This is a genomic window from Dysgonomonas mossii, from assembly GCF_004569505.1.
In the GTDB taxonomy this organism is placed as follows: domain Bacteria; phylum Bacteroidota; class Bacteroidia; order Bacteroidales; family Dysgonomonadaceae; genus Dysgonomonas.
On record NZ_SPPK01000002.1, the window covers coordinates 827,212 to 843,194 of the forward strand.

Annotated in this window: 12 protein-coding genes; 3 read left to right on the forward strand and 9 right to left on the reverse strand. The window is 37.9% G+C overall.

Annotated elements, in window-relative coordinates:
- The first annotated feature begins 11 nt into the window (after positions 1-11).
- Positions 12-2,651 (forward strand): phosphoenolpyruvate carboxylase, encoded by a 2,640-nt coding sequence (gene ppc / locus E4T88_RS08855; RefSeq protein WP_228093840.1) that lies wholly within the window; start codon positions 12-14, stop codon positions 2,649-2,651.
- A gap of 141 nt (positions 2,652-2,792) precedes the next feature.
- Positions 2,793-4,016, forward strand: a complete 1,224-nt coding sequence (locus E4T88_RS08860; protein ID WP_135105088.1) for a 3-phosphoshikimate 1-carboxyvinyltransferase — start codon at positions 2,793-2,795, stop codon at positions 4,014-4,016.
- Positions 4,017-4,020: 4 nt separating this feature from the next.
- On the opposite strand, the gene era is transcribed toward E4T88_RS08860, so the two are convergent.
- The 8 genes from era to E4T88_RS08900 form a co-directional block, all read right to left on the reverse strand.
- Positions 4,021-4,902, reverse strand: a complete 882-nt coding sequence (gene era, locus E4T88_RS08865) for a GTPase Era (RefSeq protein ID WP_135105089.1) — start codon at positions 4,900-4,902, stop codon at positions 4,021-4,023.
- Positions 4,903-4,919: 17 nt separating this feature from the next.
- Positions 4,920-5,453, reverse strand: a complete 534-nt coding sequence (locus E4T88_RS08870) for a KdsC family phosphatase (protein ID WP_135105090.1) — start codon at positions 5,451-5,453, stop codon at positions 4,920-4,922.
- On the reverse strand, positions 5,453-6,223 hold the full coding sequence (locus E4T88_RS08875) for a Rossmann-like and DUF2520 domain-containing protein (protein WP_135105091.1): 771 nt from the start codon (positions 6,221-6,223) through the stop codon (positions 5,453-5,455). The genes E4T88_RS08870 and E4T88_RS08875 overlap by 1 nt, the downstream gene beginning before the upstream one ends.
- Positions 6,223-6,558 carry a LiaF transmembrane domain-containing protein gene (locus tag E4T88_RS08880; protein ID WP_135105092.1) on the reverse strand — a complete coding sequence of 112 codons (336 nt, stop codon included), beginning with the start codon at positions 6,556-6,558 and terminating at the stop codon, positions 6,223-6,225. Before E4T88_RS08880 ends, E4T88_RS08875 begins: the two co-directional genes overlap by 1 nt.
- A 6-nt stretch (positions 6,559-6,564) precedes the next feature.
- The gene (locus E4T88_RS08885; RefSeq protein ID WP_135105093.1) at positions 6,565-7,113 is read right to left on the reverse strand and encodes a nitroreductase family protein; all 549 of its coding nucleotides are present in this window, start codon (positions 7,111-7,113) and stop codon (positions 6,565-6,567) included.
- 61 nt (positions 7,114-7,174) lie between these two features.
- Positions 7,175-8,554, reverse strand: coding sequence for a sugar transferase (locus E4T88_RS08890; protein ID WP_135105094.1), 1,380 nt, complete (start codon positions 8,552-8,554; stop codon positions 7,175-7,177).
- A 35-nt stretch (positions 8,555-8,589) separates the two neighbouring features.
- Positions 8,590-10,926: a type I DNA topoisomerase gene (gene topA / locus E4T88_RS08895; RefSeq protein ID WP_135105095.1), complete on the reverse strand. Its 2,337-nt coding sequence runs from the start codon at positions 10,924-10,926 to the stop codon at positions 8,590-8,592.
- A 218-nt stretch (positions 10,927-11,144) separates the two neighbouring features.
- Positions 11,145-12,221: a hypothetical protein gene (locus E4T88_RS08900; protein ID WP_135105096.1), complete on the reverse strand. Its 1,077-nt coding sequence runs from the start codon at positions 12,219-12,221 to the stop codon at positions 11,145-11,147.
- Between the two features lie 207 nt (positions 12,222-12,428).
- Here E4T88_RS08900 and E4T88_RS08905 point away from each other — a divergent pair, with 207 nt between their 5' ends.
- Positions 12,429-14,789: an outer membrane beta-barrel family protein gene (locus E4T88_RS08905; protein WP_135105097.1), complete on the forward strand. Its 2,361-nt coding sequence runs from the start codon at positions 12,429-12,431 to the stop codon at positions 14,787-14,789.
- A gap of 66 nt (positions 14,790-14,855) precedes the next feature.
- Here E4T88_RS08905 and aroB read toward each other — a convergent pair whose 3' ends face one another.
- Positions 14,856-15,911, reverse strand: coding sequence for a 3-dehydroquinate synthase (aroB, locus tag E4T88_RS08910; RefSeq protein WP_135105098.1), 1,056 nt, complete (start codon positions 15,909-15,911; stop codon positions 14,856-14,858).
- Between the last annotated feature and the right edge of the window lie 72 nt (positions 15,912-15,983).

A 15,983-nucleotide genomic window follows, 5' to 3' on the forward strand; every position in this document is an offset into this window, starting at 1 on the left:
AGAATAAACCTATGAACAATATGCAACAATCCTTGATGCACGACAATATCAAGATGCTTGGCCACTTGCTCGGAAAAACGATCAATGAGGCGAAAGGGCAAGATATGGTCGACCTCATAGAAACAATCCGCAGGCTATCTAAAGCATCACACTCGGGTGACATTGAAGCACATAAATCGTTGGTTAAGACATTGCAAAATCTTAGGGATGAGGAGTTCTTGCCTGTAGCACGTTCTTTCAACCAGTTTCTTAACCTTACAAATACGGCAGAACAATATAATAGTATCTCTCCCCATGCACAAGGGGCTGAGAATCCGGTGAATTTTTCTGCAGTATATGAAAAGCTTAAAGCCGCTAACTATAGCGATAGCGATATAATCAAAGCTATAGAAGATATATCTATCGATTTGGTTTTAACCGCTCACCCTACAGAAATAAATAGACGCTCGTTGATCAATAATTTGAACCAAGTAGATCAATGCCTCAAGCTACTGGATCACGATGATTTGATCGAACATCAGAAAGTACAAATATTGCGCAGGCTCAAACAACTGATCGCTCAATATTGGTATACAGATGAAATACGTCAGAATCGTCCTACCCCCAACGAAGAAGCAAAATGGGGATACGATGTAGTAGAGAATAGCCTTTGGGCTGCTGTACCTGCTTACATTCGTGAACTGGACGAGCAAATAAGAAATACACTCGCATATCGTATTCCGATCGATGCACGTCCTATACATTTTTCATCATGGATGGGCGGTGACCGTGACGGGAATCCTAATGTGACAGCTAAAGTTACACATGATGTACTGCTTGATAGCCGCCGCCGTGCTGCAACTCTCTTCTTATCAGATATAGAAATACTGGTGAAAGAACTATCAATGGCAACCTGTACGCTCGAATTCAGAAACTACATAGGAAACTATGAAGTACAAGAGCCGTATCGTGAGCTAATGAAAAAGTTGCGTACACAGCTTCGTAATACTATAGCTTACCTTGATGCCCGTATAGCAGGTAAAAATCCTGAACTTACTGAGGATATTCTCTACTATAATGAGCAATTATGGGAACCTTTGCATGAATCTTATAAGTCGTTAGTGGCTTGCAAGATGGATATTATAGCCGATGATAAGTTATTGGATACCATGCGCAGGGTTAAATGTTTTGGGCTTACTCTTGTACAAATAGATGTTCGTCAGGAAAGTACAATTCATACTGAGACAATTTCAGAGATTACTCGTTATTTAGGATTAGGAGATTATGAAACATGGTCGGAAGATGAGAAGCAAGCTTTTCTTATCAGAGAGCTGAATTCTAAACGTCCTTTGGTTCCAAAAAATTGGGAGCCAAGTCCTCAAACGAAAGAAGTGCTGCAAACATGCAAAGTTATTGCAGAGACTCCTGAAGGGGTAATACCTACCTACATTATATCGATGACACGTACTCCGTCCGATATATTGGCGGTTTATTTGTTGTTGAAAGAAGCTGAGTGTCCTTATATATTACCCGTAACACCATTGTTTGAAACACTGAATGACCTCAATAATGCCAATGGTATTATGCAGCAATTGTTTAATATTAGTTGGTACAGAGGCGTTATCAAGAGCAAACAAATGATAATGATCGGTTACTCTGACTCAGCCAAAGACGCAGGATCTATTGCTGCCGGATGGGCACAATACAGTGCACAAGAAGCATTGATCAAAAGCTGTCAAGAAGCGGGAGTATGCTTGACCTTATTCCATGGACGTGGTGGTACTGTCGGACGTGGAGGAGGACCTGCCAAAGTTGCTCTTTTCTCTCAGCCTCCGGGCTCATTAAAGGGTGGTTTGCGTGTAACAGAACAGGGCGAAATGATCCGCTTCAAATTAGGTATACCCGATCTGGCTATAAAAACGCTGGCTTTATATACTGATGCAATCTTAGAAGCTAACTTACTTCCGCCACCTGCACCAAAACAGGAGTGGAGAGACCTTATGAATAAGATGTCCGATATTTCTTGTACTATATATCAAGATACAGTACACAGAAATCCTGATTTTATACCGTATTTTTATCAGGCAACTCCTGAGGCCGAGCTTGCTCGTTTGCCATTAGGATCACGACCTGCAAAACGTCGTCCCAATGGTGGGGTTGAAAGTTTGCGTGCTATTCCTTGGATATTTGGATGGACTCAAAACAGGTTAATGCTTCCGGCATGGCTTGGCGCAGGAGAGGCTCTTCAGCAAGTTATAGATGAAGGGAATGTAGAGATATTAAAAACCATGTACAAAGATTGGCCTTTCTTCGGAACAAGGATTAATATGTTGGAAATGGTATTTGCCAAAGCAGACCCTCGTATATCGGCATATTATGACGAACGGTTAGTGGAAGACAGGTTGCAAGATTTAGGAAAAAGGCTTAGAGCACAGTTAGAGGGTGCAATAAAATCTACATTGAGAATATCTCAGGATGAATACTTGATGGAGAGCCTACCCGATATAGCAGAGAATATTGCAATGCGAAATATATATACCAATCCGTTGAATCTGTTGCAGGTAGAATTGCTTCATCGTTCGAGACAAGACAGTGAGCATTCTCCCGAACTGGAACTGGCACTGATGATCACAATATCGGGTATTGCCGCCGGAATGCGAAACACAGGATGATAACATTCTGATAAAATATATAGATTGTAAAAGCTCATAAAAATCAAAATATTTTTATTCGTAGAAAATGCTTAATCCATGTTTAAAAATTTGATCTTTATGGGTTTTTACTTTAATTTCGTATAGATAAATAATTATATCATGCAATATAAAATAATGGCTCCAAAGGCCATAAATTCAACAATAGCACTGCCTGCATCTAAAAGTATAAGCAACAGAGCTCTTATTCTGAACGGTCTAAGTTTAAATGCTTCAACTCTGGAAAATCTTTCCGACTGTGATGATACGCAAGTAATGATAGAGGCCTTCCGTTCAGGCAGTAGCCTGATTGATGTAAAGGCTGCCGGCACATCTATGCGTTTCCTTACAGCATTGTTAGCTATAACACCCGGAGAATGGATAATAACAGGCACAGAGCGCATGCAGGAACGTCCTATTAATATTCTAGTAGAAGCCCTGACGTCATTAGGAGCCCGCATTTCATATATTGCGAATATTGGATATCCTCCGCTAAAGATAAAGGGTACGGCACTCGATGGTGGTGACATATATTTGTCGGGAGATGTCAGTTCTCAGTTTATATCGGCACTTCTGATGATTGCCCCTACAATGAGTAAAGGGTTGACAATCCATTTAGAAGGAGATATTATATCCATCCCGTATATAAAAATGACATTGGGAATGATGGCTCAGTTTGGAGTAAAGGCACACTGGGAAGATAAAATAATCCGTATCCATCCTCAAGAATACAGGCCCACTCATTATGTAGTAGAGTCTGATTGGTCTGCTGCTTCATATTGGTACGAAATGGCTGCGTTAACAGATAGCGCGCATATAGAACTGAAAGGATTGTTCAAAGAAAGTATGCAAGGTGACTCTAAAGTATCCGAGCTGTTTTTGGACTTAGGTGTTAATACCGAATTCACTGAAAACGGAGTAATATTGACTAAGTCGGACAGAATAACAAAGAAGATGTTTCATAATTTTGTGAATGAGCCCGATTTGGCACAAACCTTTGTTGTAACTTGTTGTATGATGAATATTCCTTTTATGTTTACAGGATTACAAAGCCTAAAGATAAAAGAAACAGACCGCATAGAAGCATTAAAGGCTGAAATGAAAAAGCTGGGATATCTTATTTATGACAGTCAAAACAGTATTCTCGAATGGAATGGTGAGAGATGCGAGCCAGAAACAGAAGCTGTTATCCGTACATACGAAGATCATCGCATGGCGATGGCTTTTGCTCCGGCTGCAATAAAAATGGGGCATATCAATATGGCTCATCCGAATGTAGTTACCAAGTCATATCCAAATTATTGGAATGACCTGAAAACTGTAGGATTTACGATAGAGGAAAAATAATATATCAATCTAAACGATATCCGAATTGGCGAAGTATGTTATCCCTGCTTCGCCAATCTTTTTCTACCTTGACGAATATTTGCAAGAATACTTTTTTATCAAAAAATCGCTCAATATCTTTCCGTGCCATTGTACCCAGTTTCTTCAAGGCTGCACCTTGATGTCCGATAACAATTCCTTTTTGTGTGTCACGCTCTACAATGATAAGAGCTCTTATATTTATTATATCTTTTTCTTCTTTAAACTCTTCAACAACGACTTCTACCGAATATGGAATTTCCTTTTGGTAATAAAGAAGAATTTTCTCACGAATAATCTCTGTTACAAAGAATCGGGCAGGACGATCGGTTAATGCATCTTTCTCAAAATAGGGTGGTGATTCGGGGATAAGGTCTATAATCCGTTTCTTGACCACATCTGAGTTAAACTTGTTTAATGCAGAAATCGGATATATTTCCGCATTCGGAAGTAGTTCTTTCCACCGCAAGACCAAAGCTTCCAATTCTTTCTGATTTGTTTGATCTATTTTATTAATCAAAAGCAAAACAGGAGCTTCTACACCTTGTACTTTCTTTAGAAACTCTTCGTTTTTGTCTATTTTCTCGACAACATCAGTCATATATAGTAAGACATCAGCATCACTTAATGCAGATTCCGAGAAGTTAAGCATCGACTCCTGTAACTTGTAATTGGGACGCAAAACACCCGGAGTATCAGAATAAACAATCTGATATTCATCGGTATTCACTATTCCTAAAATACGATGACGAGTGGTCTGAGCTTTAGAAGTAATAATTGATACTTTTTCACCTACCAACAGGTTCATCAACGTCGATTTACCTACATTGGGGTTGCCTACTATATTTACAAATCCTGATTTATGCATTTTTATTTTTTATGTTTTTAGAATACGGCTGTCGAACTTAGCATTTCGGGTGTCATCCATTTACCTTGTGCTTTCATCACTTGCTCTATGACATCACGGGCAACACCATCTCCGCCATTTTTATGCGAAATATATTGGGCTACACTTTTTATCTCAGGCGCAGCATTTGCGGGGGCTACAGCCAACCCTACAGCCTGCATTACCTGATAGTCTGGCAAGTCGTCGCCTGCATATATTATCTCTTCGGCTTTATAGCCTGTTTTTTCCATATAGTCGTTGAGGTCATTTATCTTAACTCTCGATTTGAGGTAAATATGATTAACTCCCAACCTGTTGAAGCGAAGACGAATATTATCTGTATCTGCTCCTGTGATAATGGCCACACTATAGCCGGCTTTTACTGCAAGGTTGATAGCATACCCATCTTTTATATTTACCATCCTTACCGGTGACCCATCTGAAGACAAAGGTATTGAATCGGGAGATAAAACACCATCAACATCAAATATAAATGCTTTTATTTTCTTCAAATCGTAATTTATTGTACTCATTATATATCTTTTTTACCAAACCGATGAATACTTTCGCTCATCAGTTTATAAATTTGTTTTATTTTATCATCATCAATCAGCGACAGGTGCTTCTCCATCACATTTTCATCGAAGCGTACAGCCGGACCTGTTTGGGCTTCTTCGGGAGATAAAGAATGTACCTTCGATGCAGTTTCGTCAATCAACGGCAAGGCGATATCGAACGGCAAGTTTATTCTTGCTAGAACTTGTTTCGATAAGGTGTACATATGATTCGTAAAGTTGCAAGCAAATACTCCTGTAAGGTGGAGATACTTTCGTTCTTCTGTCGATAATTCTACTATTTTGGTTGACAACTGAGATGCAATGCTTTTTAGTTGTTCCAATGCTTGATCATCCGAAGCCTCCAGAAATACTGGAATGTCCGCCCAGTCAACTTTTCTCTCTTTACTAAATGTTTGAAACGGATACAGTACTCCATATCGAGAAGTATATCCTTTAAAGACATTTATAGACATGCTACCGGCTGTATGTACCCATAAGCCATTATTTGATGGGAAACTAGCAATCAATTCTTCTAAAACAGAATCTTTTACCGAAAATATATATAAGTCAGCATCGCAGACGGCTAATGATATATCTGTAATAGGTGCAGCATCCACTTCCTTGGCTAAAGCGAAGGCAGAAGCTAATGTTCGGCTATAGACTTGTACAATATCAAAAGATTCGCTGTACAGCTCTTTTGCAAATTGTGTCGCAACATTGCCTGCTCCTATCAATACTACTTTCATTAGTTCTTCTTTTTGGCACTCAATACCATTGCTACTCCGGCAACGATCAATAACCCCGGAACAATAAGATTAGAATAATTATGCATCCAGCCAAAGAACGTATCAGCATTAAGCAGTACTCCTATACCTAGGAATATCCAACCTAAAACTCTCTTAGGTTGAGTGAATAAAAACACAATCCCTGCTATAAGCAAAAAAGAACCTACTCCTATTAGTCTGTCAGCATAAGGGATTTTACTTAATACGTCTAACTTGTCCAGCATAAATAAAATACCGAAGATAAGTATGGTTATCCCATACGACAAACGGTCGTTTGACTTGCTATTAGTTGCCATAAGTAGCTATTCTATTATTTGATTTATATTAAAATTTCCGATATGTACTTTTTCCCATTGTAATTTTTCATCGTCTATAGGGGAGCACTCTTGTGCTTTATTTCCAAATATTATAACAGAAAGAACTTGCAGCTGTATCGGGATATTAAATAAGCTCTTGATATAGTCATTAGAAGCTTCCTCCTCCTCTGTATATCGCTCTCTGATTTGTATCCAACAACTTCCCAATCCCAAATCTTCCGCTTGTAACTGCATCATAATGGAAGCGATAGACGCATCTTCTATCCACACGTCGCTTGTTAATGGATCTGCCATAACTATAATAGCTAAGGCACAACCTTCTATCGGTTTACTTCCCGATTTTTTGCATAGCGATAGCTTTCTTAGCATTTCTTTATCTTCAACTAATAGAAACTGCCAAGGGTTTTTACTCTTTGATGAAGGTGACTTTAGCCCAGCTTTGAGAATAGTCTCTACTTGCTGAGCTTTCAATGGTTCATCTGTAAATTTACGAATACTCCGACGATTTGTTACCAAATCTTGAAAATTATTCATAAGTCAATATGATTTATAAATTCTTATTTTATTAATTGGTTCTACTCTCCGGATATATAAATTAACGGCGAGTCAATTCTTCAACATCCTTTTCAATCTCACTGACAGATTTTACACCTTCGGTACTGCTTTTTCTAAGGAGTATATTCAGTGTTTGCATGATGAGTTTAATGTCTAAAGCATACGAATAGCCGTTGATATACAGCAAGTCGTATTTTAATTTATCCCTTACCGATGTATTATACTTTCCCTGTACTTGTGCCAGACCTGTAAGACCTGCTTTAACCCTATGACGCAAGTTATATTCAGGCATCTCGGCACAGAACTGTTCTACAAAGAATGGCCGTTCAGGACGTGGACCTACTATGCTCATATCGCCTATGAGTATATTGTAAATCTGAGGTATTTCGTCCAATCTGGTAGCACGCAAGAAGTGGCCCAGTTTAGTTATTCTGCAGTCAACATCTTGAGCTAATACAGGACCCGAAGCAGCTTCTGCATTTTCGACCATTGTCCGAAATTTATATATCTTGAAAATTTTGTTGTCACGCGTTATGCGTTCTTGTGCATAAAATGCCGATCCTCCGCCTATTTTTAAAGCCAAATAAACAAATATGAATGGAATAGATAAAGCAATCAGTCCCAAAATTCCTAAGAAGACATCCGTCAGTCGTTTAAAAAGCTCATTACTCTGTCCCAGTCCTAACTCTCTCACATCTAAAACCGGCGAATCATCTATTTGCAGGAAGTTCGCATTAAATTGGAGTATCTCCGAATTTTTAGGCTGATATAATACAGTACGGTTGCGTTCTATGCAATATAAAATAATATGCTGTTTCTGCTCTTCGGAAACATCTTCGGTAATGAACGTTATATCACATTCGTTGATATAGTTATATAAATTAAGATGGTCGGGGGAACAAACATGTTTCAAGTTAGACCATATTCCTTTTGCCTCAAGTAATTTGTATGCCAGAGGTTGCGACTTCTCATAGCCAATAACGAGTACCGATTTCCCTTTATTCAGGCGAAAGTGCATTCTATTGGCAAAAAAGTGCCAGAATGTGATTGCTGCAATCTGCATGGCATAGGCAGTAAGAAGAATACTTCGGGGGAATGCAAATTCTCTGGCCAAGAAGCTTATAGCCATTGTGCAAAACAGTAGAGAGACTATAACCAGAAATACGGTGTACCCTATACCCAAAAAAGAAAAATCCTTTGGTTTATCTAATTCAAATATATGGCTTAAGATTAGATAGCAAATACCTATATATGGCCAGATAGCAACAAACGAAAACCAGTTTTCGGAGAAGTTGTCAAGGCTATCTTTAAAAATGTAGAAAGACCAAATTATCGAACCATATACGATGGCTAAATCCAACAAAGGTATTAAAATCTTTAATCCCCTGTATCCAAATATTTTTTCCAAAAATCTATTCATTCAACTGAATATAATAATTTTTCAAGGAAAAAATGCTACTTCTTCTTCGATTTTGCTTTTGTTTTAGTAGCAGGTTTCTCTCCGGTTGCCTTCACTATTTTCATTGCTGCGTCAAAATCTAAATCAGCAGGCACTACACCTTTCGGAATTTTATAGTTTGTTTTTTGATACGCAATATATGGACCATATCGGCCATTTAATATTTGTAAATCTGCGTCCTCAGTAAAAGTCTTTATTATCTTTTCAGCGTCTTTTTGGCGTTTATCTTCAATCAAAGAAATCGCACTATCTAAATCAACACTGTAAGGATCATATCCTTTAGGCAAAGATATAAACTTTCCGTTATGTTTTATATACGGGCCAAATCTTCCTGTACCAACGCTAACATCTTTACCTTCAAACTCACCAACCGAACGAGGTAGCTCGAATAATTTCAAAGCTTCTTCTAATGTAATAGTTGTGATAGATTGTGTTTTTTGTAATCCTGCAAACTGAGGTTTTTCTTCTTCTTCCTGAACACCAATTTGTACCATTGGCCCGAAACGTCCTATCTTTACAGATACCTGACGTCCCGATTTAGGATCAACACCCAGTATACGTTCTCCTACTTTATGATCTGTTTGAGTATTTGTTGCAGATTCTACAATAGGATGAAATACTTTGTAAAATTTATCTATAAGTTTTGTCCAGTTTTCTTCACCTTCGGCGATCTGGTCAAATTCTTTTTCTATATTGGCAGTAAAATTATAGTCTAATATCCCCGGAAAATATTCGATAAGGAAATCATTTACAACCACTCCTGTATCAGTAGGGATAAGCTTGCCCTTGTCTGTACCTGTGATTTCAGTTTTCTGTGTATCCGATATTTTATCTTTTTTGAGGGCTAAGATATTATACTGACGTTCTGTTCCTTCTATATTCGACTTCTCTACATACTCACGGTTCTGTATCGTAGAGATAGTTGGTGCATAAGTAGACGGACGACCTATACCAAGCTCTTCCAGCTTACGAACAAGAGATGCTTCACTATAGCGACTAGGACGTTGTGTAAATCGTTCTGTGGCTGTCGCCTCTTTCATTTGTAGTGCATCCTGAACTTTTACAGGAGGAAGCAGGCTTGTTTCATTATCTATAATCTCTTCATCAGTACCTTCAAGGTATACATGCAAGAACCCGTCAAACTTGATAACTTCTCCAACTGCTGAGAATTTCATATCTTTCTCATTAGAGATACTAACTGTTACAGTGGTTTTCTCCAATTCTGCATCAGCCATTTGAGATGCAATAGTCCTCTTCCAGATCAGTTCGTACAGTTTCTTCTCCTGTGCAGTGCCCGATATTGAGTGCTCATTTATATATGTAGGACGGATGGCCTCGTGTGCCTCTTGTGCTCCTTTCGATTTTGTTGAGAAATGGCGAACTTTTGAATATTGCTTTCCATATTCAGATTCGATCTCATTTTTTGTAGTGTTAATTGCCAAGCTGGACAAATTAACCGAATCGGTACGCATATAAGTAATTTTTCCCGACTCGTATAATTTTTGAGCAACCATCATTGTCAACGAAACAGGGAAGCCTAGTTTACGAGATGCTTCCTGTTGCAAGGTTGAAGTAGTAAAGGGAGCTGCCGGAGATTTTTTCATCGGTCTTGTCTCTACATCTTCAACTTTGAAGCTTGCTTCTTTAAGTTTTTCAAGAAGGTTTAGAGCTTCTTGTTTGGTTTTAAGTCGCTTGCTAAGTTCTGTCTTTATTTCGTACTGAGAGCCATTGTCTTCTTTTGTGAAAATGGCAATCACTCGATAAGATGCTTCCGATTTGAATTGTTGTATTTCTCGTTCACGTTCAACAATCAATCTTACAGCTACCGACTGAACACGTCCGGCTGATAGTGCTGGCTTTACTTTGCGCCATAGTACGGGCGACAATTCGAACCCTACAATGCGGTCAAGAACACGACGTGCTTGTTGCGCATCTACGAGATTGATGTCTATTGTTCGAGGATTTTCTATTGCATTCAGAATTGCATCTTTCGTAATTTCGTGGAAAGCAATTCTTTTTGTTTTATTCTCTTCAAGCTTTAATGTCTTATACAGATGCCATGATATAGCTTCTCCCTCACGGTCTTCATCGGAAGCAAGCCATACAAGGTCTGCTTCTTTTGCCGCTTTTTTCAGTTCATCGACAACTTTCTTTTTGTCGGAAGGTATCTCATATATGGGAGTATAATTGTTCTCCAGGTCTATGCCTAAATCTTTTTTCTTTAGGTCTCTAATATGTCCGTAACTAGACATAACTTTAAAATCTTTCCCTAAAAATTTCTCGATAGTTTTGGCTTTCGCCGGAGACTCAACAATAACTAAATTTTTCTGCATACAATTAAATCAAGGCTTGTGTTATATTCAAGTATACTAAACGTAGTGTACTCGAATAATACATTCTCTTTTGAACGGCAAAAGTAGTGATTTTGTTTTAAATAGCAGAATAAAAATAATCTTAATGCCGTAATTTATTGATTTTTTGTATTGAAAATCAATAAAAAAGAAGTCATGTATAAATTCTTTAAGCTTTTACCCGGAGTTATCTTAACAATTTAATTGAATAAAATAGGTTTTGATTCTATAGAAAAGTCTGAATAGCCGAACTCTTCAAAATTGTATGTGGATAAAATTCTCTTTACTATATTTATGAATGCGGCGTAATCATATATAATGAAGTCGATATACGAAAAGTGAAAGCCTGTAGCACCGCCTATCGTATTAGCAATACCATAGGGTACAGTTTCTTCAACGATCTTGTCTTCTATCTCTCCTCTGAAATTTATTATGTCTTCGCGAGGCACATTTATATTTTCGAAGAATGCGAAACCAAATATCACTCCGTCCTGCTTCGCTTCATTAAAACGAGCGGTCTTTTTCCCATAGAAATCATTGAGGATGGAAGAGCAAGAGGTGTATCCCGAAAAAATATCTTCTCGCAAAGTCCAATCACTATTTTCTTTTGGTTCTATACGATATCCGGTATATATTTCGGTTGGATTATCAAATTTAGGCCAACTGTTTTCTTCTATTGTTTTGTTTATAAAAGACCTTAATTCGGTTATTTTTACAGTTGGCTTTTTGCTTTCTTCATTCACAAACGTAATAGAGCCAATATATTCCATTGTATACAGCTCTCCGATAAACTGATCTAAATATATAAAGAGCATAGAGTAACGTTGGTCTTCGTCAAGATTCATCATTTTGGATGAATATATTTCAATATTCACTTTGGGGCTTTCGTTCTCAATTTCGAGATAGATTTCAATATCATTTTCTCCGATTTCTATGCCATACATTGTAAGTGTAGAAGCAGCTTTAGCATGTGCAGGCTTGGATGAATAGAAATTCCATTTCTCCCACAGTTCTTGTGGAGCATGTTGTAGCCAGTAGTGTAATTGTATCAAGCGAGAGCGATTTCCTTCAGGTGTTAATATTAATTCATACTTTCCCTCATTGTTTATCCCCATTTCGAAGTAGATTTTATGGAAAGCGATTTGTAATATGCTGTCGACAAAGTTTAGTAGAGTTTCTCCTTCAACTTTATTATTCATCATTTCTCTTATCTGACTTTCTTCTTCCGAAAAAGAATTCCAGAATTTAGCAACTCTATTTTTAAATGAATTTTGCATGTAGTTAATTTTTATTGTATAGATTTACTATTTTTTAGTAGTATTATTGTACTTACGTAAAAGTAGACTGTAAATCAAAGATAGATAATAAAACTCATTATCAAATACTCTTGATAACACTTGGTAACACTAAGTAGTAAAACGGAAACACATCATCAGCTTGCTGTTATCTACTTTTGCTATACGAAACGAATATAAAATAAAACTATGAAGCCATTTTTACTATTACTCTTACTAAGCATAGCTGTTGTAACCAATGCACAAGGATATATTCTGAAAGGCACAACAATGAATGAGTCGAACCAAACGGTGGAAGCTGTAACATGCATTCTGAGAAATATAAAAGATAGCCTTTGGCTGAAAACAACGATTACAGATACACAAGGTTTGTTTGAATTCAAGGGTATTCCTAATGGAGAGTATACACTCATTCTACAACACATGACATACGAAAAGGAGGAACACCCTATTAAGATACAGGATACAGACTTAGAAATTCCGCCATACGTTCTTCTTTCGTTAAATAAAGAACTGACTGAGATAGTGGTAAGCGGAGAGCGTCCTATCGTAAAATCTGAAGCGGGGAAACTAATTTATGATGCCCCTTTACTAATTAAGAATAAGGTGGTTTCAAATGCATTCGAAGCTTTACAGAATGTGCCAAGCATTACCGGAGTTGGTGACGATCTCAGCCTGATCGGAACATCAGCCTATACGATTCTAATCAATGGGCAACTCACCAGCATGAGTAAAGAGCAAATAATAAGCATGCTCAAATCAATCCCGGCATCCCGTATATCCAATATTGAAATCATGTATAGTGCACCACCTCAATACAATGTAAGAGGTGCTGCTATAAATATTGTACTCAAAGATAAGAATGCCGACTTACCAACTTTGCAAGGAGAGGCAAGTGCAGAGTATAAGCAAGCACACTATGCGGGATTTGGTGTAAGAGGAAGTTTGTTATATACCAAATCTTCATATAATATTGATTTCTCTATTGGTTCAGATAAGGCTAAGAGCTGGTCTACCAGCGATATGTTTGCAATACATCAGTTTGATGGGCATGCATACGATATTTCTCAGAAAAACTATTCTATGCCCAATCCCGAAAGCTTGAATACCCGGCTTGGAATTGGTTTCAATCTGAAAAATGAGGATAAGATAAAAATAGTATATACCGGTAACTTCGACAAATATGATGCAAGCCATACTTCGCAAACAAAATATCTAAAAGATGGTAATCCATACACAAGCATAGATTCGAAAGACGATGTAGAGGGGAATGATTATCTTCATAATCTAAAAGCGGAATATAACTCTCACAAGAAGCTAAATATAGGGGCTGATTATACCTTCTACAACGATCCTTCAACAACCAAGTATTACGACTATGAAGATGGTCAGATATTAAAAACTACCTTTAAAACCAAGACAGCGCAGCGTGTAAACAAAATCCTGTTATTTGCAAATCATACAGTGTCAACCAAAAGTGGCTGGGACTTTAATTATGGAGGCAATTTCTCATTCTCGAAAAACAACAATAGTTATGACTATTATAAGAACCCTGATAACACCGTTGTAGATTCAATAAATGATACCAAACAGAAGGAGTATAATGCATCTGTATTTGCCGGATTCTCTAAGCAGTTTGGTGAAAAGCTATCTGCCCAAGCATCAATATCCGGTAACTATTTTCGTGCGGCGATAAACATTATGGGCGAGAAGAAAACATTGTGGAATGATTTCCAACCATTTGTAAATGCAAACCTTAGTTATACTCATAACCAGCAGCTAATGTATCAATTGTCATTTTCTTCAGACATCAACTATCCTCCATATTGGGCATTAAGCACCGATCGTTTTAAGATCAACGCTTATTCATCGGCAGAGGGTAATCCTGAACTTAAATTCTCAAGAGAGTACAGAACACAACTGAATGTGATCTACAAGCAGAAATATGTTCTTGGGGCTTATTATGAGTACACTCCCGATAGATTCATACAATTGCCATACCAGTCTCAGAGTAGTCTGGAGAATATATTCCAAATGGTAAATCTCGATTACGAAAAGCAATTTGGAATATACCTCGTTGTACCTTTTGCAATAGACAGGATGTGGGATACCAAGGCAACGATCAACCTTTTCAGACAAGAAGAGAAAGACGATGAGTTCTATGATGTTCCTTACAAGAGAAGTGTGTACTCCTTTGTAGCACAGCTGCGTAATACATTCAATATATCTTCCAAACCCAATATTAAGCTCGATGTTTCAGGGTTTTATATGAATGGAGCTCTCCAGGGGATATATGATATCAAGCGCATGTGGGATGTAACAGCCGGTGCCAAATGGACATTCTTAAACAACAAAGCCGAACTCATGGCACAGGTTCAGGATATATTTAAAAGCAACGGTGCAACAACAAAGATCGATTATATGACACAGTATAGTACGATGAAGCTACATCCCAATGCTCCCGTATTTAAACTATCATTTACTTATCGGTTCGGTAATTACAAAAAGCCGAAAGTAGATGAGGTTGATACTTCCCGATTTGGCAGATAACAACTCTTCATACTAGACACTATTTTTTATAAATCCTCAGGGAATATGCTATTCCTTGGGGATTTATTATAACCCTACACTCTCGCGAAGGAAATCGATGGCATCGAAGATATCCTCTTTGCTTGCCGTTTGATTGATTTCTATTTTACCAACGTCCGAAAGGAAAGTAAAGTTTACTGTATCCGATTCATTTTTCTTATCATGCTTCATGTATTCATAGAGCCTTTCGTAATGGTCGCAATCGAAGTAGAAACCATGATAATTGTCTTTGATAAAATAAATGGTCTTATACATTTTCTCTTTCGGAAAACCACAGAATCGATGAGAAAGATACAACTCGCAAATGATACCCCATGCAACAGCATAGCCGTGTTGAACAGGCTTGTTTAGTTCGTAAGACATACTTTCGAAAGCGTGCCCGATGGTATGTCCCAGATTGAGGGCTTTGCGTATTCCCTTTTCGAAAGGATCAATTTCTACGATGCGCTCTTTCACCCCAACAGAGTCTACAACCAACTGTTTCAACTTCTCATAGTCAATTTCCTCGGTGTCAAACGACATCGTTGCCTGCCACTCTTTATCACTGTCTATCAATCCATGCTTTATCATCTCTGCATAGCCCGACAAGAAGTTCTGATGATCGAGGCTCTTGAAGAAGGCTGAATCAATCAGTACTGTTTCGGCAGGAGCAAAAGCTCCTATTTCGTTCTTCAACCCGTTGAAGTTTATCCCTGTTTTCCCTCCTACGGCAGCATCAACAGCACCGAGTAGGGTAGTGGGTATATTGATACATTTAATGCCCCGTTTGAAATTAGCCGCAGCAAATCCTCCGATATCTGTTAGCATTCCACCGCCGAGATTGATGAGTAAAGAGTGTCGGGTAGCTCCATTTTCTGAAAGATACTTCCAGATAGAAGACAATGTTTCTATATTCTTGTTGTCGTCTCCGGCCTTTATTATAATCTTCCCTGCTTTTGCAATCTGTGTATTATCTTTAACCAGAGGATAACACAACCTCTCGGTATTTTCATCCGTTAGCAAAAACAGTTTGTCGAAAGACAATCGGCTTAGGATATCAGACAAATCTCTATTCAGGTCTGTAGACTTTATAACTTTCTGCATTTTGTTTATTATTAAGTTATTAACAATAAAAAGGTGACAAAAGTAACAAGTTTGTTATCCCTTTTCATTGTT

Coding starts and splice junctions, on each gene's coding strand:
- E4T88_RS08900 (WP_135105096.1), bottom strand. CDS start 12,221: ATGCAAAATTCATTTAAAAATAGAGTTGCTAAATTCTGGAATTCTTTT.
- E4T88_RS08890 (WP_135105094.1), bottom strand. CDS start 8,554: ATGAATAGATTTTTGGAAAAAATATTTGGATACAGGGGATTAAAGATT.
- E4T88_RS08880 (WP_135105092.1), bottom strand. CDS start 6,558: ATGGCAACTAATAGCAAGTCAAACGACCGTTTGTCGTATGGGATAACC.
- E4T88_RS08870 (WP_135105090.1), bottom strand. CDS start 5,453: ATGAGTACAATAAATTACGATTTGAAGAAAATAAAAGCATTTATATTT.
- E4T88_RS08860 (WP_135105088.1), top strand. CDS start 2,793: ATGCAATATAAAATAATGGCTCCAAAGGCCATAAATTCAACAATAGCA.
- ppc (WP_228093840.1), top strand. CDS start 12: ATGAACAATATGCAACAATCCTTGATGCACGACAATATCAAGATGCTT.
- E4T88_RS08885 (WP_135105093.1), bottom strand. CDS start 7,113: ATGAATAATTTTCAAGATTTGGTAACAAATCGTCGGAGTATTCGTAAA.
- E4T88_RS08905 (WP_135105097.1), top strand. CDS start 12,429: ATGAAGCCATTTTTACTATTACTCTTACTAAGCATAGCTGTTGTAACC.
- aroB (WP_135105098.1), bottom strand. CDS start 15,911: ATGCAGAAAGTTATAAAGTCTACAGACCTGAATAGAGATTTGTCTGAT.
- era (WP_135105089.1), bottom strand. CDS start 4,902: ATGCATAAATCAGGATTTGTAAATATAGTAGGCAACCCCAATGTAGGT.
- E4T88_RS08875 (WP_135105091.1), bottom strand. CDS start 6,223: ATGAAAGTAGTATTGATAGGAGCAGGCAATGTTGCGACACAATTTGCA.
- topA (WP_135105095.1), bottom strand. CDS start 10,926: ATGCAGAAAAATTTAGTTATTGTTGAGTCTCCGGCGAAAGCCAAAACT.